Origin of the sequence: Agathobaculum sp. NTUH-O15-33 (assembly GCF_033193315.1) — a bacterium.
Taxonomy (GTDB): domain Bacteria; phylum Bacillota; class Clostridia; order Oscillospirales; family Butyricicoccaceae; genus Agathobaculum; species Agathobaculum faecihominis_A.
The window spans coordinates 2,614,989-2,638,785 of the sequence record NZ_CP136187.1 but is presented as its reverse complement, the minus strand read 5'-3'; the positions used below and the strand labels follow the sequence as shown (position 1 = coordinate 2,638,785).

Below are 23,797 nucleotides of genomic sequence, written 5' to 3'. Positions count from 1 at the left end.
TATCATATACCATGGTTGACCTCCTATCAATCGGCGGAGCAGTGCGGCCCGCCGCCCTGTTCCTTGTTTGTAATCCGGTCCTATCGCGTGCGGCGACGCGTTCCGGTGCTTCCGCTCACCGCCCTCCTAATCATATAAATGACAGGATACCCAATGATCGGAACCCATGTTTTTGAGCGCGGGGTTGCAGGCCGTGCATTTTTTCGTCGCTTTCGGACAACGCGGGGCAAAGCGGCAGCCCGGGCTCGGGTTGATCGGCGAGGACAGCTCGCCCTTGATGGTCTCGGCTTCCTTGCCCTTGTACTTGATATCGGGCAGAGGGATGGCGCTGAGCAGCGCCTTGGTATAGGGATGCAGAGGGTGCGCGAAAATATCGTTGCCGTTGGCCTTTTCCACGATCTGGCCAAGGTACATCACCACGATATCGTCCGAAATATGCTTGACCACGGAAAGGTCGTGCGTGATGAACATGTAGGTAAGGCCCAGAGAATCCTTGAGATCCATCATCAGATTCAGTACCTGCGCCTGTATGGACACGTCCAGCGCGCTGACCGGCTCGTCGCATACGATGAAGCTGGGATTCAAGGCTAACGCTCTGGCGATGCCGATGCGCTGTCTCCGCCCGCCGTCCAGCTCGTGGGGATAGGCGTTTTCGTAGCGCGCCGCAAGACCGACCACCTCCATGAGCTCCTTGACCCTGCCGTACACTTCGCTTTGCGTCTTGTAGACCTTGTGGATCTTTAGCGGTTCCTCAATCGTGTCAAAAACGGTGTAGCGCGGATTGAGCGAGGAAAAAGGGTCCTGAAAGATGATCTGCATTTTTGTTCTGAGGCGCTTCATTTGCTCGCCGCTGTATTGCAGGATGTTTTGGCCCTCAAAGATCACTTCGCCGTCGGTGTGGGGAAGCAACCGGAGTATGGTGCGCCCTAAGGTGGACTTGCCGCAGCCGCTTTCGCCCACGACGCCCAGCGTTTTACCTTTTTCCAAAGAAAAGCTCACGTCGTCCACGGCATGGAGCATGCCGTTCGGCACGCTGAAATACTTCTTTAAATGCTTGCATTCTAATAAGATTTCGCCCATTTCACACACCTCCGTTTGCGGCCGCGTCTTCGATCAGGCGGCATTTTATTTGATGCGTGCCCCGAACGTGGACAGGGACCTCGCCGTCCTTGCATTGCTCGGTGCATTTCGGACAGCGCGTGTGAAACTTGCAGCCCTTTGGCAGATCGGTCGGATCGGGCATCAGGCCCGGGATGGGGCTTAATCGGTCTCTTTGATCTTCGATGTTCGGTATTGAGCCGAATAGGCCGATGGTATAGGGGTGGTGTTCTCTTTCTTTGTCGAAAATATCCTCCAAAGTGCCCTGCTCAATGATCTCGCCCGCGTACATGATCGATACGGCATCGCAGAAGTTCGCAACAATGCCCAGATCGTGGGTGATCAGCAAAACGGCGGTGTTCAGCTCCTTGCGCAGATTGTTCATCATTTTAAGCACTTGCGCTTGAATCGTCACATCGAGCGCCGTGGTTGGTTCATCGGCGATGAGCAGCTCGGGATTGCAGGCGATGGCGATCGCGATCATGACCCGCTGCTTCATGCCGCCGGAAAACTGGTGCGGATATTCCGTTTTTCTGCGAGCGGGTATGCCGACCAAACCGAGCATCTGCTCTACCTTTTCTTCGACCTCGTGCTTGCTCATGTGTGGATTGTGCAATGCGATCACTTCGCCGATTTGCTTGCCCACGGGTATCACTGGGTTGAGGCTCGTCATGGGGTCCTGAAAGATCATGGAAATGCGTTTGCCGCGAATATCGTGCAGCGCTTTTTCCTTTAGCTGCAATAGATCTATATCGCCCAGCATAATTTTGCCGCGCTTAATTTTTCCGGTGTACTTGGGCAGCAAACGGAGGATGGCCATGGCCGTTGTGGTTTTTCCCGCGCCGGTCTCACCCACCAGCGCCATTGTCTCGCCTTTGTGAATGGTAAGATCAATTCCGTTGATCGCGTGCACGATCTCGCCGTCGGTCACGTACTGAATTTCCAGATCCGTTATTTCTAAAAGCTTTTCCTTCATATCTGTTCCTCCTATGCTTTTCCTTTCAGCCTCGGATCCAAAGCATCCCGCAGGCAATCTCCGAAGGTGTTAATGGCTGATGCAACAAGCATAAGGCAAAGACCGGGAATAATGACGATATGCGGGTAGAACTCCATGAAGGAAAGCCCTTCCTTCCAGCATAAAACCCCATTCCGGCGTCGGCACCTGCGCGCCGAGGCCGACGAAGCTGAGCGTTGCGCCCATGAGCAGATTGAAGGATACGTTCATCGCGCCCTGTATCAAGATAATGCTGATGACATTGGGCATCACGTATTTGGAAATAAGCCAAAGGTGACCGGCGCCCAGCGCCTTGCCGGCTTCCAGATATTCCGTATTGACAACGGACAGGGCGGAGGAACGCACCACGCGCACAAAGTTTGGTATCTGCCCGACCGCGAGCGCGATCACGACCTGTATCAAACCGCCGCCGAGACCGGCAACGATCGCCAAAGCCAGCAATAACGTGGGGATGGTGCTCATGACATCGACGATACGCATGATGATATCATCAATCCGGCCGCCGAAATAGGCGGAGGTGGTCCCGACCAAGCTGCCGATCACAATGCCGATCAAAGTAGCGCCAAACCCGTAAAGAACGGCGATGCGCGTGCCGTGGACGATTCGGGCAAAGATATCTCTGCCGTAGTTGTCCGTTCCGAACCAGTGCGCCGCGCTGATCGGCTGCAGCCGCTCCGCGGGTACCTGCATGACGACCTGCGTCTGGTAATCCGCGATAAAGTCCGCGAAAATCGCCACAAGAAAGAAAAAAATCAGAAACCCTAAGGCCACCATGGCGCGGGGGTTTTTCCGCAATCTGCGCCAACCCTCGTGAAAGGTGCTGTTCTTTTTTGCTTTTTTAGGATGTGCCACGGTGTAAACCCTCCTTTACTTTGCCTTTTTTGCATGTCTGCCAAAGCCCTTTTGGTTTTTCATATAGGCTGCCTTGATTCGAGGATCAAGATAGGCGTATAACACATCCATGATCAGCGTGATCACCAGAAATACCGTGGCGAGAAAAACGATACAGCCTAAGATCATGGGAATATCCTTTTTCTTGATCGATTCCAGCACCAGCAGTCCCACGCCCGGCAGGGCGAAAACGCTCTCCACGACGACGGCCGATGACATCAGTCCGGCAATGTACAGCCCGGTGATCGTAACCAGCGGCAAAAGGGCATTGCGCAGCGAGTGGTTCAAGATAACCGTTCGCTCCGCGTTGCCCTTGGAGCGCGCGGTCGTTACATAATCCTGACGGATCGTATCCAGCATGGAGGAACGCGTATATCTTAAATAATGGCCTATGTATGGCAGCGAGACCGTAATGATCGGCAAAATAAAGCTTTTCAGCCCATCGTTGGTCCCCATGACCGGGAACCATCGCAGTTTCATGGCAAATTGCAGCATCAGCAATAGGGCGAGCCAAAAGGTCGGCATGGCTGCGAAGAACATGGCGACCGTGGTCGCAACGTTATCGATCCAGCTGTATTGTTTGACGGCGCATAGGATGCCCAGCGGCACGCCGATCGCGATGGCCAAAAGGATCCCGCCGAAGGTTAACTTTAGGGTCGTCGGCACGCGCGATAGGATTTCATCGCTGACTTGGTTTTTTGTAAAGTAAGAGGTCCCCAGATCCCCTTGAACAGCGTTTTTGATATAATTGACATACTGCACAAGAAACGGCTTGTCCAGCCCCAGCTCGGTTCGGACTTGCGCCGCCGCCTCTGGCGTAGCGTCTGTGCCAAGTATGATCAATGCAGGATCGGTAGGGGAGATGTTCACCAAACAAAAGATAATAAAAGTGGAAAAAAGAAGCATGATCGGAATCAAGACGACTCTTCTTAGGATATATCTTCCCATTTGTGATCTCCTTTGAAAGAAAGGCATCGTTTGGCGACGGTATCCACCGGCCGGTTGGGCCAAACGATGCCTTGTGGCGTTAGCTTACGAACCCTCTCCTAAGTCCCAGTGATAGTAGTAGAATTTCTGCTGCGCGGTCGAGACCGAATCGTAGTTGATGCCTTTTAGTCTGGCGTCGGTCAGGATTTGCTGGTTGACGCGAACAGAGGGAGCGCTGTACACGTTATCCATCACTTGCTTCATGACTTCCTGATACTTGGCCCGCGCCTCGTCCAGATCGCTGGAGGAATTCGCTTCTTCAATCAGCTTGTCGAGGGGCTCGCTCTTCGGCTTCTGCTTATAATTAAAGAATAGGAAAGCGCTGTTGGAATGCCAGTTGTTGTTGTAAATGTTGACGGGATTGGAAGCGGTAAAGCCCATGTTATAAACCGCTAGTTCAAAATCTCTGGACGCGGAAACCTTTTGCACGGCGATATTCATTTCAAGGGGTTCGCTGACAACGTCGATGCCGACCGCGAGCAGGGCCGCTTGGAAAGCGGTCGCGGCGCTGGTTTCGAGCGGCGTGGTCGCGTAGGTCAATTTCAAAGACAGCTCGCCTTCGCCGTATCCGGCTTCTTTCAGCAGCTCTTTGGCCTTCTCGGGGTTATAGTCGTACTGCTCGTATTCTTCCTTGGGCAGCCAACCGGGGCAGTTTTCTGTAAACGGCATCCGGCTGGGCTCGCTCAGGCCGTCAAAAACGGCTAGATTGATCGCTTCTCGGTCGATGGCGTACGCGATCGCCTGACGAACGCGCAAGTCGTCGAGCGCCGGAACGTTATCCATATTCATGAGCAGGACCAAGGTGGAATCCTTTTTCACGGTCGTTACGACGACGTCGGGATTGTTTTTGACCGATTCGATATCGAGCGCGCTGGCAAACCGGAACTCGTCCAGTTCGCCGCTCTTGAAGGCGTTGACCGCCGTGTTGTTATCCAATATGGTTTTGAATTCTATGGTTTTGATGCTCGGGCTGCCCATCCAGTAATCTTCAAAGGCTTTCAGTGTGATGCCTTCGCCGGTGTTCCACTGATCCACCATGTATGGGCCGGTGCCGACGATCGCTTCGACCGCGTCGCCGTGTTCCTTTACCAGATCGGGCCTTACGATGAGCATTTGCGGCGTGCTCATCAGGGCCGGCATGTAGAGGAACGGCGTGTTCAAGGTGATCTTGACCGTATAGTCGTCCACCGCTTCCCACTTTTCAAACATGGTGATCTTGTTTTTAGTCAACGCGGATTCTTTTTGCAGATCGATCGTGCCGATCACGTCCTTGGCGGTAAATTCAACGCCGTCGTGCCATTTGACGCCGTGGCGCAAATGGAAGATGTACTCTGTGGCTTCATCGTTAACATCCCACGATTCCGCGAGAGCGGGGCGAATATCGTTTGAATCGCCCATGTACATTTCGGTCAGGCCGTCATAAATGTTGTAAATGATGTTATGGTCCGGCACGACGTAGGAGTGCATCGGGACCAGTATGGCGGGGTCGGTAGCGGCCTGAACGGTCAACTTGGTGGGATCCTGCGCGCCAAGGGACGAAGCCCCCGCGCTTTTGCCTGTATCTGCGCCGGATGAAGCGTCGCCGTTGCCGCAGCCGGCCAGCAGGGTGAAAACAGAAAGAGCCGCCAAAAGGAATGCTAAAATCTTGGAACTGCGATTTTTAACCTTTTTCATTTGAATCCTCCTATACAGTTTCAGGGGCCCCGGATTGGATCGCGGTCAAAACGCTTATAAACAGTCTCCTCCTTGCTATTGGTTGGTCTGCAATGTGTAAACGTCGTTTCTCAGGTGCTTTAACATGGGGAGCTCTTTCCTGACCTTGGCCACTTGCTCCAAATCGATCTCCTGTATGATATACCCTTGTTTTTCGTCCATCCGGTTTACGATATTGCCCCAAGGAGCCGCCACGATGGAGTTGCCGTAGGAATGATAAGAGGCTTCATAATCGCGCGCGGAAGAAACGCCGATCGCATAAACCTGATTGTCGAGGGCCCGGCCGCGAAACAAGATTTCCCAATGCGCTGGGCCGGTGGTCATGTTGAACGCCGCCGGCACGATGATGATTTCCGCGCCGCGGAGCGCCATCAGCCTGCTCAGTTCCGGGAAACGGATATCGTAACAGATCGCAACGCCCATTTTACAAAATTCCGTATCAAAAACCGTGACTTCGTCGCCTGCGGATAATACGTCCGATTCTTTGAACCGCTGTCCGCCTTCCACGTCGATATCAAACAAATGCATTTTTCTGTGCTTGCCTATCTGCGCGCCGCGCCGGTCAAAAATATAGGAGGTATTGTATACCTTGTCCCCGTCCAGTTCGGGGATGGAGCCTCCCACAACATAGACGCGGTTGCTTTTGGCCGCCTCGCTTAAAGCTTGGTGCGCGCTTCCTCGTTCCGCTTCGCCATATTCCCTGAAATAAATATTATTATAGGGGCAACAGAACATTTCGGGTAAGATGGCGAGATCCGCGCCCTCGGCCGCGACCTCTTGGATCAGCCTTATTGCTTCGTCGATATTCGCTTGCTTATCGTTTTGTACCTTCATCTGCAAAAGCGCAGCTTTCAAATGACTCATGCTCTACCTCTCTTATTTGCAGTCTTTGTATCTTCTGTTTAACCCTTCGGGATATCTCCTGCGGTACAGTTCAAAACGGGGCCCATCGCGTCGACCCAAGCCTGAAAGCCGCCGGCCTTTTCGATAAGCTCCAGCGCCAGCATGTTGATTCCGCCCGGCGTGCTGACCGTTGCCATGTAGTGGACTCCCTCGCGGTCCTTCCGGCAGGCTTCCTGACAAACCGCCGCGAACATGCGGGTCACATATTGCGTGGAGGCGCCGACGGGAACGCCTTCGGAGATCGCCCAATCGATCAAGCGATCCATTATGGCAAACATGGGGGCGAAACAGGCGGTGATAGAACCGAATATCGCTGCGTGGTAGCGGCTTCCCACATCGACGATCTCTCCGATGTGGCCGAAGATCTCGGCGGCTTCCGGCGTGGGCGGACACTGCACGATCGGGCCGGGATAGAAGGCGAGGAAGGTGCCGGGTATCATATGTAAAATCGTGTCGACCTCGCAGTTCATCCACGTTTTGATCTCTTCAACCGTCTTGTCGAACATGACGTTGATGACCTTGTGCGCGGGACGGAACCGGAGGGACTCGATGACCTCCTTGCCGGCCTGCGGCCATACGGCGATGATCACCCAATCGGCCGCGTCGACGCATTCCTGAAGGCTCTCGGCGGCCGTCACACGATCCGGGAACAGTTGCTGTAAGCGCTGGCTCGATTCCTCCTTCATGTCAAAAACAACGATGGGGTAGGGGACGTTGCCGGCGCGCTCACAAAAGCCGGTAACCATGGCTGTGGTGATCGCGCCGCAGCCAAGGAACCCCAAGGTGGGTAGCTTATTCATCATTTAAAAACACCTTTCATATAGATTGCAACAGGGTGTGCCCCTTGATTTACATGGATCTGCATGGCGGTTGGGAGATACGATAACACCTTCTTTCGCTTAAATCAGATCGGTATCAAGTTGTATGGAGCTGTTTCGCCAGCTTTTCTTTTGAAATTTCCAGTTTTGTTTTCCTAAAAGAAAATATATAGACATCATCTGATGTATTGAAGTTTACCATATTGAAATGAAGTGTCAAGTATAATTTGTGTAATAGTAACAATCGAACTATAAAAATTGTTGAAAACGCTGCAAGATTGTAAAAAATATTGGATAAAAAATAGATAAATACGAAAAATGTTTCTTAATAAATAGAAAATAAGAAAGTTTTCCTTTAAGAACAAAACGGAACCGCTACAAAAAATAGGAACAGCCCCCGCAGACATGCGATGTCCGCGGGGGCTGTTCCTATGAAAAGTGATGGAAAACGCTGGATTTTAGGGGTTTTGGGTATCCTTTATTTCAATCCAGTAGCTGATACAGGTGTCATCCGACAGATTGGTGATGGAATGCTGCTGCTTCGCGCGGATCATGACACAGTCGCCTTCGCAAAGAATAAAATGCGTGCCATCATCCAGATCGATCTTCATGCTGCCCTTTGCGACGATTGCAAAGTTGTCGTAAGCCTGAATGCAATGCGATTGTTCGGAGTTTCCGGCGGTCAGGGTCATGATGTTGACCTTAAACCCCGGCGTGCCTTCAAAGACCGTTTCCAAACGGAACGTATCGCCAAAGCCATAAATCAGGCAGCGGTTTTTCCTTCCTTAATACGTAGGATTCGTGCTTGAGAATGGTGCTCAGCAGTTCGTCTTCTTTTTTTAACGCGGTTAACTCATTGACCGTCACTTGCATGGCATAGCATATCTTTTGAACATTGCTGATAGACGGATTGCAGACGCCGTTTTCGATCTTGCTGAGAAAACCCACGGATATGCCCGTTGCGTCAGACAACTGCTTGAGTGTCATATGCCTTTCTTTCCGCAGTTTTGCAATTCGTTTGCCCAAATCCTCTAACTTCAAATGGTTCATGTTGTTACTCCATATTTTAAACGTAAAAATCATACGCGATACGGGTGGTTTCTCTGTCTGGATGATGTTTATACTATCAGAGTAAACGGAGTTTTCCGAAATGTCAACCTTATTTTTTCCAATATTAAAATTTGGAGGGAGGAGTGAGGAAACCGTAAGGGACAATGCGGTCTGCACGGATCGGCAAACAGCCAACGGGTGATAAGTCCGGAAGACTGCGCCTGTCCTTTCAGCGGCCTTGCGGCCCGATGATTTCTCGCGTGATCTGAAAGAAAATTCCAGATGAAAAAATATGAAATTTTGTGTTGACAAGTCGGGACAATTTCGATATAATACATATTGTCGCTGACAGTGAAGCGACTCGACAAGCAGGCAAATGCGAGTGTGCTGGAACTGGTAGACAGGCACGTTTGAGGGGCGTGTGTCAATCGACGTACGGGTTCAAGTCCCGTCACTCGCACCACCTCTTAAGCCCGAAAACAAAATATGCGGATGTGGCGGAATGGCAGACGCGCTAGCTTCAGGTGCTAGTGTTCGCAAGGACGTGGGGGTTCAAGTCCCCCCATCCGCACCAAGGAAAGTACCGATTTCTTAACGATATCGGTACTTTCTTTTTTATCACTAAGGAGTACGTAAAAAATGAAAGAAAACAAATATGACGATCAAAAGTTTTTTGAAGAATACAGCCGTTTTCCGCGATCGGTCGAGGGGCTGAGCGCTGCGGGCGAATGGCACGAGCTGAAAAAGCTGCTGCCGAATTTTACGGGCAAGCGCGTGCTGGACATCGGCTGCGGCTTTGGCTGGCATTGCATCTACGCGGCCGAACAGGGCGCGGCTTCCGTGCTGGGCACGGATATTTCAGAAAAGATGCTCGCGGTCGCGCGTGAAAAGACGCATGCGCCCAGCGTTTCCTATCAGCGTATGGCCATGGAGGACATAGCGTTTGCGCAGGATAGCTTCGATGTGGTAATCAGTTCTTTGGCCTTTCACTATACGCCGGATTTTGGGGATATCTGCCGGCGGGTCGGCGACTGCCTTGCTGCGGGCGGCGATTTTGTTTTTTCCGTGGAACATCCGGTGTTTACCGCCTACGGCACGCAGGACTGGAGCTATGACCCGGCGGGAAACCGCGATCACTGGCCGGTGGACCGTTACTTTGAAGAAGGCCGGAGGGACGCCGTTTTTCTAGGCGAACACGTGACCAAGTTCCATAAAACGCTGACCACCTACCTGAACACCCTGCTGAAAACCGGCTTTGCCGTCACAGGACTGGTGGAGCCCCAGCCGGAGCCGGGGCTGCTGGACACGGTGCCCGGCATGCGGGACGAGCTGCGCCGCCCGATGATGCTGCTTGTCGCGGCAAAAAAGCAAGGGTAAAGAGTATTTCATCCACTGTCCGTTTCTGTTTCCGCGCGTTTGGCCGCAAGCGTGGCCAGCGTATCGCCAAGCTGCGTGAAGATCAGTCCGAGCATAGCGGTATCCGCCGCCGTGTTCGCGCCCGATATGGAGATCGCCAGTGCGGTGACCGCTGCCACCAGTTGGTTGCCATCCATCCAAATCACCCCGTATAGCGTATGCGCCGACAGGCGGCGGCTTACCGCGCGGGCCGATGTTTGTAAATTATTTGTTTTTCCTCTTGACAGCGCGCGCCCGATCCCATATAATAGGGCACAATCTATTTCGCTGGAAAGGAAACGAACGCCCACTATGGACGATGCCGACAGTAGCGACGCGGACCGATGTTTCGGCCGCCCGGCTGTAATTCAAAAATCATATGCTAAATCAAGGCATGACCTGCGCCCTTTTTTGAAAGGGCCGACGGGTCGTGCCTTTTTGTTTTTCTTTTTTGCTGACCTCCGCCAGTAGGCGGTCAGAATATAAACTATATTTATCATCAAGAAGGAGTGGTAAGTCCAAAATGGATCATCACAAACGAAAGCCTTGGCACGCGCTCGAGCGTGCGGCGGTCATGGAACAACTGGGGACCAACGAAGACGGCCTGCGCGACGCCGAGGCGGCGGAACGACTGCAAAAGAACGGGCGCAATGAGCTGCGCGCCAAACCGCCCAAGACCGTGCTGCAAATGCTGCGGGCGCAGGTGCTCGACCCCATGGTGCTCATTTTGATTGGCGCTGCGGTGTTCTCCGCCGTGCTGGGCGAATGGATCGAAGCGGCCGTGATCTTTATGATCGTCGTCACGAACGCGGTGATCGGCATCGTGCAGGAGAAAAAGGCGCAGGCTTCGCTGGATGCTTTGCGAAACATGAGCGCGCCGTCGGCGCGCGTCATCCGCGAGGGCGAGGAAAGCATGGTTCCCGCGGCCGAATTGGTTGTGGGCGATCTGGTGCTGCTGGGCGACGGCGATATGGTGCCTGCCGACCTGCGCCTGACCGATGCCGCAAGCCTGACCATACAGGAGGCCTCGCTCACCGGCGAATCCGTGCCCACGGAAAAGGACGCGGAAACAGTGTTTCCCGCGGAGACAACGCTGGGCGACCGCGCAAATATGGCGTACGCGTCGTCGATCGTTACTTATGGACGCGGCGCGGGCGTGGTGGTGGCTGCCGGTATGGATACCGAGGTGGGCGGCATTGCGGGCATGCTGGAAAATCAGGATGAGCTGGATACGCCGCTTAAGAGAAAGCTCGACGCGGTGGGCAAAACGCTCACAGTGGTCGGCCTGATCGTGTGTGTGCTGATCTTTTTGGTGGGCGCGCTGTACCAGCGGCCCTTGCTTCCGCAGCTTCTGGTGGCGATCTCGCTGGCCATTTCCATTATTCCGGAGGGTCTGCCCGCCACGGCTACGATTGTGATGGCGCTCGGCGTGCAGCGCATGGCCAAGAAAAACGCCTTGATCCGAAAGCTGCCCGCCGTGGAAACACTGGGCAGCGCCACGGTGATTTGCAGCGACAAAACGGGCACGCTGACGCTCAACCGCATGACCGTGACGCACATTGCGGTAAACGGCGATTTTGAAGCGGGCCGGACGACGCCGGTCGAACAGGCCGCGGCCCGCCATCCGGCGGTCTACCGGGAACTGGTATACGCGGCGGCGCTGTGCAACGATGCGAGCCTTGACCCCGACCGCGAGGGCGCGGTGATCGGCGACCCCACCGAGGGCGCGCTGATCCTGCTGGCGCGCGCGTTCGGCATCGACCATGAGACGCTGGAGGACGACTACCCTCGCCTATTTGAGCAGCCCTTTGACTCCGACCGCAAGCGCATGACCACGGTACACCGGATAGACGGCGCGTGGACGGCTTACACCAAGGGCGCGGTGGACGAAATGCTGCCGCTGTGCACCCGTATCCTGACGGCGCAGGGCGTACGGCCCATCACGGCAAAGGATAGGGATAATATCGCGCGGCTGTGTCACACGATGTCGGCGGGCGCGCTGCGCGTATTGGGCTTTGCCACGCGAACGCTGCCCGCGCTGCCGGAGGAGGACGCGGACGTGGAACGGGATATGACCTTTGTCGGCGCGGTGGGCATGATCGACCCGCCGCGGCAGGAGGTCGCCGAGTCGGTGCGCACCTGCCGCGCCGCGGGCATCCGCACGATCATGATCACCGGCGACCATAAGGTGACCGCGCTGGCAATCGCGAAGGAGCTTGGGATCTACCGCCCCGGCGATACCGCCGTATCGGGCGAGGAATTGGATGCGATGACCGACGAAGCGCTGGACGACGCGGTAAAAACCGCGACCGTGTTCGCCCGTGTATCACCGGCGGATAAGCTGCGCATTATAAAGTCGCTGCGCCGTGGCGGCGAGGTGGCCGCTATGACCGGCGACGGCGTGAACGACGCGCCGGCGCTGGGCGCGGCCGATATCGGCGTGGCCATGGGCGTTACCGGCACGGACGTTGCCAAGGACGCGGCCGATCTGATCCTGCTGGACGATAGCTTTACCACCATTGCCTACGCGATCAAGGAAGGCCGCCGTGTTTACCGCAATATCCAAAAGGTGATTCAGTTTTTGCTCGCGGGCAATATCGCGGAGATCGCGACGCTGTTTGCCGCCACCTTGCTGAACTGGGACGCGCCGCTTTTGGCGGTCCACATCCTATGGGTCAATCTTGCAACGGCAACATTGCCCGCGCTGGCGCTCGGCGTGGACCCGGCAAGCAAAAATATCATGAAGCACCAGCCGGTCAAATCCGGCACGCTGTTTGAGCGCGATCTGGTGCGGCGGGTGGTCACGCAAGGCGTGTTTGTCGCCGCGATGACGCTGTCGGCTTACTGGATCGGCGCCGCCGGGCTGGGCAGCCACGCGGCGGGCCAGACCATGGCGTTTTCCGTGCTGGCGCTGTCGCAGATGCTTCGCGCGTTCAACCAGCGCTCCAACACCGAGCCGATCTGGGTGCGCGCCGAGGGCGCGAACCCGTGGCTCGTCGTGTCCTTTGCGGCTTCGGCGCTGCTGATGGCGTGCATCCTGTTTGTGCCCGCGCTGCAAAGCGCGTTCCGGCTCACCACGCTGCCTGCGGCGGCGTGGCTGGCGGTGATCGGTCTTGCGCTGCTCTCTATCGTGCAGATGGAGGCCGTCAAGTGGTGGAATAGGCGGGGGACGCGTTAAAAGTCCGCGTTGCGCCAAATTCCGGCGGCAGGCTACACAATTCCCTGTTTTTGTGCTATACTGGCAAGGAAAGATAAAAAAAGATAAAAGAAGCGGCACTCGTAGGAGGGAGCCGCCGGAAGGGGAATTATGACGGAATTTTTTGTGCGCTCGTACGAGCCGAGCGATTCGGCGTTCGCCTTTTTCGGAGCGGGGCATTTTTTGCTGGTACTGCTGGCCGCCGCGGGGCTCGCGCTGCTGCTCTGGATGACGCGGCGGCTGCCGCGGGAAAAAATGTGGACGCCCGTGCGGGTGGCGGCGGTGCTGGTGCCTGTATTGGAGCTTTCACATTCGGTATGGCTTTATCTGACCGGCGTGACCGAGGTGGTGCAGCTTCTGCCGCTGCACCTATGCGGGGTGCAAAGCTTGTTCATTCCGCTGGCGGTCTTTTCCGGGTCCATGGCCCTGCGGGATTTTGTCTACGCGACCTCGCTGCTGGGCGGTGTGTTCGGCATTCTGTTTCCCGCCGGTGTGGCGGATTATTACCCGCTATGGTCGTTTCAGACGATCCAGACCGTTCTTTTGCACATGCTGCTGATCTATGTGCCGCTGGCCATGGTGACGGCTGATCTGCACCGGCCCGATCCGCACCGGTTTCCGCGCGTGCTGTGCGTATTTCTCGCGCTGGTGTTGCTCGTCGGCGGGGTGGACCGCATTTTCGGGGAAAACTATATGTTCCTTTACGCGCCGCCCGCAGGCACGCCGCTGGTATGGGTTTTCCATACTTTTGGCAGACCGGTCTATCTGCTGATCACGTTTTTGCTGCTCGCGGGAGCGAGCTTTATCATCCACCTGCCGTTCGCCGCGCACCGCCGCGCCGCCGTCTCCGTGCGGCATAGTGAATAAGCGTAATTTTGAGCAAGGCCCGCAGTTCATAACGAACTGCGGGCCTTGCTGTTTAAATGCTGTGATCGGGTTTACTTATTCTTAATGTACGCATCCATCGCCGCGGCGGCGCGCTTGCCGGCGCCCATGGCGAGGATAACGGTGGCGGCGCCGGTAACGGCGTCGCCGCCGGCGAACACGCCATCCTTCGAGGTGATGCCGTGCTCGTCGTCCGCGACGATACAGCCCTTGCGGTTGGTATCGAGGCCGGGGGTGGTCGTGCGGATCAGCGGATTGGGGCTGGTGCCGATGGCCGCGATCACGCAGTCCAAATCGAGCGTAAATTCGCTGCCTTCCACCGGTACGGGGCGGCGGCGGCCGGATTCATCCGGTTCGCCAAGCTCCATCTGCTGGCACTTCATGCCGGTGACGCTGTAGTTCTCATCCGACAGCACTTCGAGCGGAGCGGTGAGGAACTTGAATACAACGCCCTCTTCCTTGGCGTGCTCGATCTCTTCCAGACGGGCGGGCAGCTCCTTTTCGGAGCGGCGGTATACGATGTATACCTCTTCCGCGCCCATGCGCTTGGCGCAGCGAGCCGCGTCCATCGCGACGTTGCCGCCGCCGACTACCGCGACCTTGTGCGCGTGCTGGATGGGCGTGGGCGAGCCTTCCTGATAAGCCTTCATCAGGTTGATGCGGGTGAGGTATTCGTTGGCCGAGTATACGCCGTTGGCGTTTTCGCCGGGCACGCCGATAAAGGTGGGCAGGCCCGCGCCGGAACCGACGAAGATCGCCTCGTAGCCGTCCGCGAACAGCTCGTCGATCGTCTCCGAACGACCGACGACAAAGTCCAGAACAAATTCCACGCCGAGATCCTTCAGCGTGTCGATCTCCTTCTGAACAATCGCCTTGGGCAGACGGAATTCCGGAATGCCGTACATCAGCACGCCGCCGGCGGTATGTAACGCTTCAAATACGGTAACGGCATAGCCCATGCGCGCCAGATCGCCCGCGCAGGTAAGGCCCGCCGGGCCCGCGCCGACGATGGCGCACTTGTGGCCGTTGGGTTCGGGCTTTTGCGCCTTTTCCTCGCCGTGCTCGCGCGCGTAGTCCGCCGCGAAGCGTTCCAGACGGCCGATGGCGACAGGCTCGCCCTTGATGCCGCGCACGCACTTGCACTCGCACTGGGATTCCTGCGGGCAAACACGGCCGCAAACAGCGGGCAGGGCGGAGGTCTCCTTGATCTTAGCCGCGGCTTCAAGGAACTTGCCCTCGGCCACGAGCGCGATAAACTCGGGGATTTTGACCTGTACGGGGCAACCCGCGATACAGGGCTTGTTCTTGCAGTTCAGGCAGCGCTGCGCTTCTTCGATCGCCATTTCGGGCGTGTAGCCAAGCGTTACCTCTTCAAAGTTCTTGTTGCGTACGTCTGCCGGCTGCTCGGGCATGGGCATTTTTTTCGGATTCATATTCGGCATGTCAGCGCACCTCCCCGGTCAGTCTGCAAAGGTGTTTCTCTTTCGCGGCGGTCTCTTGCGCTTTGTACACGCCCGCGCGGCGCATCGCGCCGTCGAAATCGACCAGATGGCCGTCGAAATCCGGTCCGTCCACGCAGGCGAACTTGGTCTCGCCGCCGACGGTCAGGCGGCAGCCGCCGCACATGCCCGTGCCGTCCACCATGATGGTGTTCATGGACACGATGGTCTTGACGCCGTAGGGGAGGGTGGTCTCGCATACGAACTTCATCATGATCATCGGACCGATGGCGATGACCGCGTCGTACTGGTTGCCCGCGTCAATCAGTTCCTTGAGTACCTGCGTGACCAGCGCCTTGCGGCCGTTCGAGCCGTCGTCCGTGACGATGTGCAGATTGGTGCAGGCGTTTTTCATCTCATCCTTCAGGATAATAATATCCTTGGAGCGGAAGCCGGCGATCAGATCTACCTCGGCCCCCATTTCGTGCAGCTTTTTCGCCTGCGGATAGGCGATGGCGCAGCCCAGACCGCCGCCGACGACGGCGACCTTTTTCAGGCCCTCCAGCTCGCTTGCACGGCCCAGCGGGCCGACAAAATCGGCGAGAGAATCCCCGACGTTTTTTTCGCCCAGCGCCATGGTCGTCGCGCCGACCTCCTGAAAGATGATCGTGACAGCGCCCGTTTCCCGGTTGTAGTCCGCGATGGTGAGCGGAATGCGCTCGCCGTTCTCATCCACGCGCAGGATAATGAACTGCCCCGGCTCGGCCTTCCGCGCAACGTGCGGCGCCGCGATCACCATCAGCTTGGTATTTGCGTTCAGTGTCCGCTTTTCCAGAATTTGATACACAGCAATAAGTACCTCCTTGCGTTTTCGCATCGAACAGAAATATTATATCGTTTCTAGTCGTTGAACGCAAGGGATATTCAATCAAAATTTAATAGTTTAGCACAATATAGTCTCCGCGTACGTAGCCCTCGTACTCGTTATACCGCACCACATACCATCCGTCGTACTGGCCTAGCACGAAAAGCTGCGCGCCGTCCGGCGCTTTGCCGATGATCGGGGCGGTGAGCGACGGCGCGGAACGGATGTTCAGGTTGCCGGATTCCACCTCTACCGTGGCCGTTCGGATGGGCTCGGGCTCGACGAAGGGGATGCCGAAAAACTCGCATAGAGAAAGCACCACGTTGCGGCCCAGCGCATCGATATTATTCTTGATCCATTCGGCGTCCTCCGGGTTGTCGTGGTAGGCAAACTCGATCAGTATGGCGGGCGCGCGTGTGCGGGCGACCTCGCCGATCGACGTGGTGGGAACGGCGCGCACCTGATCGGGCAGGGGATACAGGGCTTTTAGGTTAGCCGCGGTAATTTCCGCCAAACGGCGGCTTCGGTCGGAACGGGGATAGTAGTAAACATCGGTGCCGCGCAGCTGGCCGGACAGATTGGGCGGCGCGGCGTTAGAGTGCAGAGCGACGTGCGCGTCGTAATCACCCGCGTTTGATGCCTGAATAGAGGACGCCGCGGTCATATCCGGCGTGTTGCGGGTGAATTCGATGCCGGAAGAGATCAAATACGGTACCATCGCGTCCGCGATCAGGTTCATGTAATATTCTTCGCTGCCGCCTCCGTCGTAATACGGGTTGTACTCTTGCGTCGAGGGAGAAAGATAAATGCTGGGCATAGCGTAACCTCCTATACAAAAAGCGTTTCCTAGGAGCAGACTATGCGCAAGCGCGGCGACTTGTCACGGCCGGACCGCGCGCCGCCCGGCAAACCGAACAAAAAATGGGAATGGCCTCGCCGTATATTTTTTTCACCCGTTGTTTTCAGGGTTATCTAACCGTCGCGCCCGTTTCGGCGGCGCGTTTGGTGGCGGTATTCGGTTGGCGTCATACCATGCTGCTCTTTAAAATGTCTGGTAAAAATTTTGCTGCTGCTAAAACCGCAGCGCTCGCTGATCTGCTCGATCGTCAAATCGGTCAGGTACAGCAGGTGCTGCGCATGGCCGATGCGGTAGCACAGCACGAGGTTGGAAAACGACATGCCGAAATAACCCGACACCATGCGCTGGATATGGCGGGGGGAATAACTCAGCGCGCGGGATACGTTTTCGATGGAGAGGTCGTCGGTATAGTGGGTTTGTATGTAATGCGCGATCTTGAGCGTTTGGTTTTTAATGCGCTCGTTTTCAGGGGTAATGGCTTCGATAAAATCCGGCCGGGACTTAATCGGGGAATAAGCCTGCAGCGCCGAAATGAAAAAATTGGCCATGTAGTTGCGGATTTTGATGAAATCGCCCATATAGTGCGTCTGCTGGGAGTAGCATAGGCTGTCTACGGCTGCGCGGCAGCCGAAGCCGTCCTGCGCGCGCAGCCAAGGGTGCGCACCCATGTTCTGAATCAGAAAGCGCTCGTCCTTGATGGATTCGGGCAGATTGAGTTCGGCGGGTTTATAGTCGATATCAAAAGCAAAATTGCAGTAGCGGAATTCCGTGCCGGGCAGGTAATCGAAATGGTGGGTCACGCCCGGCGCGAGGTACAGCAGCTCGCCGCTGGAAAGCGGCAGCCGCTCGGCATCGACCACCACGGACGCCTGACCATCCAGCATCAAATAGATCTCGTGAAAGAAATGGTTGTGCGCGAAATCCGTCGAGCGGGTATTGGTGAAATAGCTGATGTCGTAAATGGTGAGCGTGGCGGATAAAAGCGGTATTTTTAAATTGATGCCGGCAAATGCATCCAGCACGGTGTAATCCATGGGCGGTTCATCCTTTCCGCCGGTGCAACCGGCGAATCTCATGTAAAAATATGTAGCTGATTCTTGTGCAAGGTGACGAAATTGCCGGTCGGAGCGGGCCGAAAGTGACGAAATCACGAAACTTATGGCGGGGTATCGCCTGTTCGCCGGCACAGGGAAACGTTAAAATCAAAACAAAGAAACGGTTTGCTAGAGTTTGTCGGACAGGAGGCGGTCTGGTGGGAAAGCTTCGGATTAAAGCCGCGCTATGCGCGGTATCCATGCTGACGATGGGCGCGCTGGCAACGGCGTCCGGTGTGGCCGACCTTGCGGCGGCGTTTCCGCAGGTGCCGGTGCGGTTGGTGCAGATGCTGATCACATTGCCCATTCTGGTGCAGACGCCGGTCACGCTGTTCAGCAGCGTGTTCTGCCGCTATATCAGCAAGAAAAAGTTGCTGCTGCTCGCTTGTGTGCTGTTTTTGATCGGCGGGTTGACGCCGTTCTTCATCCATGTGTTCCCAGTGATCATGGTCATGCGCTGCCTGTACGGCGCGGGGATCGGGCTGGTTGTGCCGCTGACGGCCAGCCTTGCAGCCGAGCATTTTGAGGGCGGACAGCGCGCGGCCGTATTGGGGTTGGTCTCGGCGGTTGGCATGTTAGGCGGCGCGTTTTACACCTATGTGGGCGGGCTGCTGTCGGTCGTCGGCTGGCAGTACTGCTTTTTGGCGTATCTGATCGGCCTGCCGGTAATGGCTGCCGTTTGGATTTGCCTGCCGGACGGCGGTCCCGCGCGGCGGGCCGAAACGGAGACGCGGGTAAGCCGCGGGCGGCTGCCCGGCGCGGTGTTTGCCGTGGCGTTTCTTTCGCTGGTTTATTTGGTGCTGTATTTTGCGTACACGAACAACATTTCTCTGTTTGTCGCCAATACCGGGCTGGGCGACGCGTCGCATGCCGGCTTGTCTTATTCGGTGGTCAACGGCTGCGGCTTTGCGGGCGGTTTGCTGTTTGGCGCGCTGCATAAGCGGCTGCGTAGCTGGATGCTGCCGGTCAGCGTTGCGGTGACAATGGCGGGGTTCTTCATCATCGCACGGTCCGGCACGCTGGCGGTGCTGTATGCGGGCAGCGTGCTGATCGGCATTGGCCTTGCGTGGTTTTTGCCGCAGACACAGGTGATGATCAGCGCAGCGGCGCCGCCTGAACAGGCAACCTATGCGTTCGGGATCAATGGCGCGATCTCGAACGCGGGCCAGTTTTTGTCCGCGCCGGTTTTTGGCGCCATAGCCGCCGCGACCGGTATCGCGACCGAGGGAGGCATGATGCTGCTCGCCGCTGCCGGGTATGTGCTGCTGACGCTGTGCTGCCTAATGATGGCTGGACGCTCGGCGCGGCATACCGCCGCGCGCGACGCAGGGGAGACGGCGTGAGCTATAAAAACACGCTTTTATTTTATCATGCTGGAGTGAAATAGTGAATGGAACAGTTTACGAAATGGTAGGACGGTTTTCAGATACTTTCACTTCAAGCATGTAAAAATAAACCACCCAAAAAAGAAAACAAAGAGGAGGTATTTTTATGTGGATTCGTGCGGCAGTGACCAAAGCGCGCGGCGCTCCGTTCGCTATCGAGCGCGTCGAATTGGAGGCGTGCAAACCGGATGAAATTCTGGTCAGGGTGAAAGCGGTGGGCATTTGCCACACCGACGAGGCGGCGCAGATGCAGCACCTGCCCGTGCCGCTGCCCGCGGTGCTGGGGCATGAGGGCGCGGGCGTTGTCGAGGCGGTTGGTGCGGCGGTGACGGAATGCGAGCCGGGCGACCATGTGGTGATGACCTATGCTTCGTGCGGCAAGTGCGGCCCTTGTGTCGGCGGGCGGCCCTACGCCTGCGAGGAGATGGGCGCTTTGAATTTTATGGGCGTTATGCCGGACGGCACGCGGCGGCTGAAGCTGGGCGGCAAAGCGCTCGCTTCGTTTTTCTCCCAGTCGTCGTTCGCGACGCATTGTGTGGTAAAGGCGCGCAATGCGGTCAAGGTGGACGACGATCTCGATTTCGGTCTGGTCGCGCCGTTTGGCTGCGGCGTGCAAACGGGCGCGGGGATCGTGCTCAATTGCTTGAAGCCGCCGTTCGGTTCGTCTATCGCGGTGTTTGGCTGCGGAACGGTGGGCATGTGCGCCATTATGGCCGCGCGCATCGCGGGCTGTGAAAAAATCATCGCCGTCGGCGGCAATCCGCGCAGTCTGGCGCTTGCGGCGGAACTGGGCGCGACCCATACCGTCAATCGCAAAGAGACGGACGATATGGCGGCGGCCATTCGGAAGATCACGGGCTACGGGGCCGATTATGCGATCGATACCAGCGGCGCAGAACCCATGCTGCGCGCCGGCTTGGATTCTTTGAACTATTTGGGCACGTTGGTCATGGCGGGGGCGGGTTCGACGGTCACACTGGACGCAGGCTTTGCCGCAAAAACCGTGCGCGGCGTCAGCGAAGGGCACTCGGTGCCGAAAGCCTTTATCCCCAAGCTGCTCGATTATTACCGCGCGGGGCGGTTTCCGGTCGACCGGCTGATCCGTTATTATCCGTTTGAGGAGATCAACGCGGCCTTTGCCGCCTCGCACCGGGGCGACGCGATCAAAGCCGTGCTGCGCGTGGAGGATTAAGTAGGGTCAGGCGGCTTTGCGATGCCGCGCGAGCGCTTCGCGCACCGTATTCTGATTGGACAGATAGCGCAGCATGACGCTCGAATGCGCCTCGCCGGAATCGAGGAACAAGCCGGAGCGCTCGTAGATCTGCTTGATCTGGCGGTGCGTCAGGCTGAACGTCTTGTCGCCCGCGGAGCCAAATACGCGGCGATCGGTCACCAGTACGCACGAGCTTTGCGCGGTAAACAGCGCGCGTGCCGCGTCGACCATCATCCACATCGAAAGCAGATTGGTCAGCATCAGCACGACGATCTGCGAGGCGAATATACGTCCCGCGGCAAAGGAAAGCAGGGCGACGGCAAAAAAGATGCATACGCCGCGCGCCGCGCTGAACTCGCCGGCGGCTTCAACCCGCTCGCCGGGCTTTAGTTCCTTGCGCAGGGCGGCCAACCGTTGTTCCTTTAGCTTGCTCATAAAAACCCCTCCATGTCTTGTGTTGCCCTCATTATAACAGGCCGCGGGCGCGCTGTCAGCAAATGCGGACACGGCCGGGTGTAGAAAAAGCGGAGGTAAATTTTTATAGCCCTAAAAAGGACAGGAATGTGCGCAATCATGGCTGAATCGAAGTTGACAGCGGCGTGAAAACGCCTGTAAGATGAACCATAACGGGGGCTGCCCCCTCGTGTAGACGAATGTGATGTACGGCAAATAAAGGAGGCTGTTTGGAATGAAAACACTGTGTGGCGTGCGCGTCGGCGATATGAAAGACCCCAATCCGGAAACCCGGGGCAAGGTTGCACTGCTTGACCTGCCGCTTCCCGCGATGGGGCCGCAGGATGTGCGTATTAAGGTCGCTTACTGTGCGATCTGCGGATCCGATCCGCACTGCGTGGGCGGCTGTTTCGGGCAGGAGCAGGGCTCGACCGACCCCATCCCGTTGGGGCATGAGATTTCGGGCGTTGTGCTCGAACTGGGGCCGGAAGCGCACCACAAGGGACTCAAAGTGGGTGACCGTGTGGCGGGCAACTTCCTGCGCTTCTGTGGCGGCTGCTATTACTGCCAGAACGGCCAACAGCAGTTTTGCGAAAATGCGCAGACCTATAACCGTCCCGGTTATGCGCCCGAACTGATTTGGCATGAGGATCAGGTGTATAAGCTGCCCGAGGAGATCAGCTTGAAAGAAGGCTGCCTGCTCGAGCCGATGTCGATCATCATCCGCATGATGGACAAGGCGCAAATGAAAGCGGGCATGCGCGTTTGCGTGTGCGGCGGCGGACCGATCGGTCTGCTCGCGTTGCAGACTTTTAACCTGTACGGCGCAACCTCGCTTACCATGATCGAGCCGATCGCCGACCGCCGCGCGCTGGCCAGCGAACTGGGCGCGCAGTATTTGATTGACCCGTCCAGCGAAAGCGTTGTCGACCGCGCGATGGAGCTGACCGAGGGCCGCGGTTACGATATCGTGCTCGACTGCTCGGGTTCGGTTCGCGCGGTGACCGCGCTGCCCGATATTACGGCTAAGTGCGGCATGCTGATCTACGGCGCGCAGTATCCGAACGAGTATGAATTGCCGTTTAATATATCAAAATACTGCTATTTTAACGAAATTACCGTCACAGGCGTCATGGTGGCGCCGTACGCCTACCCGCGCGCGCTGCAAATGCTTTCGCGGCTCAATCTCAAGTGCCTGACCGAAACCGTGTTCGATCTGGACGATGCTGTCGCGGCGTTTGACGCGCAGTTGACCGGTAAATATCCCAAGATCCTCGTCAAATGCAATCCCGATCTGGAATAAGAGCGCTTCATCATTCTATTGCGGCTGCCGGAGACAAAAGTCTCCGGCAGCCGCTTTCTATCCGGGTGCGGTGTCGCGGAGGGAATCGTGGCATATGCAAAAAGCTCTTGCGGTAATTTGTACATTTTGCATAATATGCGCAGGTGAGGCGGCTGATTTTGGACAGAAAAAACAATTTCATGTCCGCTATGCCGGCAGACAAACCTGAAAAACTGTCGTATGATGCTTAACAGAGACAACGAATCCGCAGACGTAAGGTGAAAATAGACAAAACATGGATAAAGGAATCATATTTCTGGGTGAAACCTTGTTTTTCTATCAATAACAGTACCAAAATGTTTGCGGCGCGTTTTTCCAAACCGAAATCCGAGGAGGTATGTATGATGGCAGACAAACAGGAAGTTTTGCGTTTGACCGATCTGGCGTACGAAATGCGCCGAAAACTGATTAACCTGTGCGGCGTTTACGAGGGCTCGGTGCATATTGGCGGCGATCTGTCGATGACCGACTTGCTGATCGGCCTGTTCCACCACGGGCTAAACGTTGATCCGAGCGACATCCGCAATCCAAAGCGCGACCGGTTTATCCTGAGCAAGGGCCACGGCGCGGTGTGCATGTACATCGCTATGGCGATGCGCGGCTTTTTCGATTACGACGAAATTGTCCGCACCTACGGCCGTCTGGGCAGTGCGTACGGCATGCATCCCTGCAAGGTGCAGCTGCCGGGCGTCGAGTGTTCCTCGGGTTCGTTGGGACAGGGGCTGTCGATGGCGGTTGGTATGGCGCTTTCGGCCAGAGCACGAGGCGAAAGCCATCGCGTTGTTTGCATGCTGGGCGACGGCGAAACCTGTGAAGGTTCGGTTTGGGAAGCCGCGATGTCGGGGCGGTCGTACAAGCTGGGCAATCTGATCGCGGTGATCGACCGCAACAAGCAGATGATGTGCAGCCACACGGAGGAGATCACCGTGATGGAGCCCTATGCGGACAAATGGAAGGCGTTCGGATGGAATGTGATCGAGATTGACGGCCACGATATGAACGCCATCGTCGACGCGCTCGACAGCCTACCGCCTTCGTCCTCTCTGCGGCCAACCGCGATCATCGCGCACACGCGCAAGGGCAAGGGCGTTGATTTCATGGAAGGCGTGGTCGGCTGGCATGCCGGCAGCCTGAATGAAGAGGATTTCAAGCAGGCGCTTGAGGATCTCGCGAAGAATTACGGTAAGGAGGCGTAA

22 protein-coding genes and 2 tRNA genes are annotated in these 23,797 nt (G+C 56.6%); 9 read left to right on the top strand and 15 right to left on the bottom strand.

The window, feature by feature from the left end; translation table 11 throughout:
- Nucleotides 1-126: 126 nt before the first annotated feature.
- The 9 genes from RWV98_RS12745 to RWV98_RS12705 form a co-directional block, all read right to left on the bottom strand.
- On the bottom strand, nucleotides 127-1,080 hold the full coding sequence (locus RWV98_RS12745) for an ABC transporter ATP-binding protein (RefSeq protein ID WP_317861193.1): 954 nt from the start codon (nucleotides 1,078-1,080) through the stop codon (nucleotides 127-129).
- Between the two features lies 1 nt (nucleotide 1,081).
- Nucleotides 1,082-2,074 carry an ABC transporter ATP-binding protein gene (locus RWV98_RS12740; protein ID WP_280963514.1) on the bottom strand — a complete coding sequence of 331 codons (993 nt, stop codon included), beginning with the start codon at nucleotides 2,072-2,074 and terminating at the stop codon, nucleotides 1,082-1,084.
- A 69-nt stretch (nucleotides 2,075-2,143) separates the two neighbouring features.
- Nucleotides 2,144-2,965, bottom strand: coding sequence for an ABC transporter permease (locus tag RWV98_RS12735; RefSeq protein ID WP_317861190.1), 822 nt, complete (start codon nucleotides 2,963-2,965; stop codon nucleotides 2,144-2,146).
- 15 nt (nucleotides 2,966-2,980) lie between these two features.
- Nucleotides 2,981-3,952 carry an ABC transporter permease gene (locus tag RWV98_RS12730; protein ID WP_317861188.1) on the bottom strand — a complete coding sequence of 324 codons (972 nt, stop codon included), beginning with the start codon at nucleotides 3,950-3,952 and terminating at the stop codon, nucleotides 2,981-2,983.
- Between the two features lie 84 nt (nucleotides 3,953-4,036).
- On the bottom strand, nucleotides 4,037-5,665 hold the full coding sequence (locus RWV98_RS12725) for an ABC transporter substrate-binding protein (RefSeq protein WP_317861187.1): 1,629 nt from the start codon (nucleotides 5,663-5,665) through the stop codon (nucleotides 4,037-4,039).
- Nucleotides 5,666-5,740: 75 nt separating this feature from the next.
- Nucleotides 5,741-6,568 carry a carbon-nitrogen hydrolase family protein gene (locus tag RWV98_RS12720; RefSeq protein ID WP_317861185.1) on the bottom strand — a complete coding sequence of 276 codons (828 nt, stop codon included), beginning with the start codon at nucleotides 6,566-6,568 and terminating at the stop codon, nucleotides 5,741-5,743.
- A 38-nt stretch (nucleotides 6,569-6,606) separates the two neighbouring features.
- Entirely contained in the window at nucleotides 6,607-7,410 is an 804-nt protein-coding gene (locus RWV98_RS12715; RefSeq protein ID WP_317861183.1) for an NAD(P)-binding domain-containing protein, read from the bottom strand.
- Nucleotides 7,411-7,883: 473 nt separating this feature from the next.
- Entirely contained in the window at nucleotides 7,884-8,162 is a 279-nt protein-coding gene (locus RWV98_RS12710) for a cupin domain-containing protein (protein ID WP_317861181.1), read from the bottom strand.
- Entirely contained in the window at nucleotides 8,146-8,475 is a 330-nt protein-coding gene (locus tag RWV98_RS12705; protein ID WP_317861180.1) for a helix-turn-helix domain-containing protein, read from the bottom strand. Before RWV98_RS12705 ends, RWV98_RS12710 begins: the two co-directional genes overlap by 17 nt.
- Before the next feature lie 378 nt (nucleotides 8,476-8,853).
- Here RWV98_RS12705 and RWV98_RS12700 point away from each other — a divergent pair.
- The 3 genes from RWV98_RS12700 to RWV98_RS12690 all read left to right on the top strand — a co-directional run bounded on the left by RWV98_RS12700 (nucleotide 8,854) and on the right by RWV98_RS12690 (nucleotide 9,852).
- Nucleotides 8,854-8,938 (top strand) — tRNA-Leu (locus RWV98_RS12700).
- 25 nt (nucleotides 8,939-8,963) lie between these two features.
- A tRNA-Leu gene (locus RWV98_RS12695) sits at nucleotides 8,964-9,049 on the top strand.
- 65 nt (nucleotides 9,050-9,114) lie between these two features.
- Nucleotides 9,115-9,852 (top strand): class I SAM-dependent methyltransferase, encoded by a 738-nt coding sequence (locus RWV98_RS12690; RefSeq protein ID WP_317861178.1) that lies wholly within the window; start codon nucleotides 9,115-9,117, stop codon nucleotides 9,850-9,852.
- A gap of 8 nt (nucleotides 9,853-9,860) precedes the next feature.
- On the opposite strand, the gene RWV98_RS12685 is transcribed toward RWV98_RS12690, so the two are convergent.
- The gene (locus tag RWV98_RS12685; protein WP_280963506.1) at nucleotides 9,861-10,028 is read right to left on the bottom strand and encodes a DUF6774 domain-containing protein; all 168 of its coding nucleotides are present in this window, start codon (nucleotides 10,026-10,028) and stop codon (nucleotides 9,861-9,863) included.
- 365 nt (nucleotides 10,029-10,393) lie between these two features.
- On the opposite strand from RWV98_RS12685, the gene RWV98_RS12680 reads away from it, so the two are divergent.
- Nucleotides 10,394-13,048 carry a cation-translocating P-type ATPase gene (locus RWV98_RS12680; RefSeq protein WP_317861176.1) on the top strand — a complete coding sequence of 885 codons (2,655 nt, stop codon included), beginning with the start codon at nucleotides 10,394-10,396 and terminating at the stop codon, nucleotides 13,046-13,048.
- 129 nt (nucleotides 13,049-13,177) lie between these two features.
- Complete coding sequence (locus tag RWV98_RS12675; RefSeq protein WP_317861174.1) at nucleotides 13,178-13,933, top strand: TMEM164-related integral membrane acyltransferase; 756 nt, start codon at nucleotides 13,178-13,180, stop codon at nucleotides 13,931-13,933.
- A 71-nt stretch (nucleotides 13,934-14,004) separates the two neighbouring features.
- Here RWV98_RS12675 and gltA read toward each other — a convergent pair whose 3' ends face one another.
- From gltA to RWV98_RS12655, 4 genes are all read right to left on the bottom strand, one after another.
- Nucleotides 14,005-15,393: an NADPH-dependent glutamate synthase gene (gltA, locus tag RWV98_RS12670; protein WP_317861172.1), complete on the bottom strand. Its 1,389-nt coding sequence runs from the start codon at nucleotides 15,391-15,393 to the stop codon at nucleotides 14,005-14,007.
- Nucleotide 15,394: 1 nt separating this feature from the next.
- Nucleotides 15,395-16,237 carry a sulfide/dihydroorotate dehydrogenase-like FAD/NAD-binding protein gene (locus RWV98_RS12665; RefSeq protein WP_317861170.1) on the bottom strand — a complete coding sequence of 281 codons (843 nt, stop codon included), beginning with the start codon at nucleotides 16,235-16,237 and terminating at the stop codon, nucleotides 15,395-15,397.
- An 88-nt stretch (nucleotides 16,238-16,325) separates the two neighbouring features.
- On the bottom strand, nucleotides 16,326-17,072 hold the full coding sequence (locus RWV98_RS12660) for an N-acetylmuramoyl-L-alanine amidase (RefSeq protein WP_317861168.1): 747 nt from the start codon (nucleotides 17,070-17,072) through the stop codon (nucleotides 16,326-16,328).
- A 155-nt stretch (nucleotides 17,073-17,227) separates the two neighbouring features.
- Entirely contained in the window at nucleotides 17,228-18,148 is a 921-nt protein-coding gene (locus RWV98_RS12655; protein WP_317861166.1) for a helix-turn-helix domain-containing protein, read from the bottom strand.
- 218 nt (nucleotides 18,149-18,366) lie between these two features.
- Here RWV98_RS12655 and RWV98_RS12650 point away from each other — a divergent pair, with 218 nt between their 5' ends.
- Together RWV98_RS12650 and RWV98_RS12645 are read left to right on the top strand one after the other, a co-directional pair.
- On the top strand, nucleotides 18,367-19,551 hold the full coding sequence (locus RWV98_RS12650) for an MFS transporter (protein ID WP_317861165.1): 1,185 nt from the start codon (nucleotides 18,367-18,369) through the stop codon (nucleotides 19,549-19,551).
- Nucleotides 19,552-19,699: 148 nt separating this feature from the next.
- Nucleotides 19,700-20,785 carry an NAD(P)-dependent alcohol dehydrogenase gene (locus tag RWV98_RS12645; protein WP_317861164.1) on the top strand — a complete coding sequence of 362 codons (1,086 nt, stop codon included), beginning with the start codon at nucleotides 19,700-19,702 and terminating at the stop codon, nucleotides 20,783-20,785.
- Nucleotides 20,786-20,791: 6 nt separating this feature from the next.
- On the opposite strand, the gene RWV98_RS12640 is transcribed toward RWV98_RS12645, so the two are convergent.
- Entirely contained in the window at nucleotides 20,792-21,241 is a 450-nt protein-coding gene (locus RWV98_RS12640) for a hypothetical protein (protein WP_317861163.1), read from the bottom strand.
- Nucleotides 21,242-21,494: 253 nt separating this feature from the next.
- Between RWV98_RS12640 and RWV98_RS12635 the strand changes: the two genes are divergently transcribed.
- Nucleotides 21,495-22,562: a zinc-dependent alcohol dehydrogenase gene (locus RWV98_RS12635; protein ID WP_280962430.1), complete on the top strand. Its 1,068-nt coding sequence runs from the start codon at nucleotides 21,495-21,497 to the stop codon at nucleotides 22,560-22,562.
- A gap of 383 nt (nucleotides 22,563-22,945) precedes the next feature.
- The gene (locus RWV98_RS12630; RefSeq protein ID WP_317861160.1) at nucleotides 22,946-23,797 is read left to right on the top strand and encodes a transketolase; all 852 of its coding nucleotides are present in this window, start codon (nucleotides 22,946-22,948) and stop codon (nucleotides 23,795-23,797) included.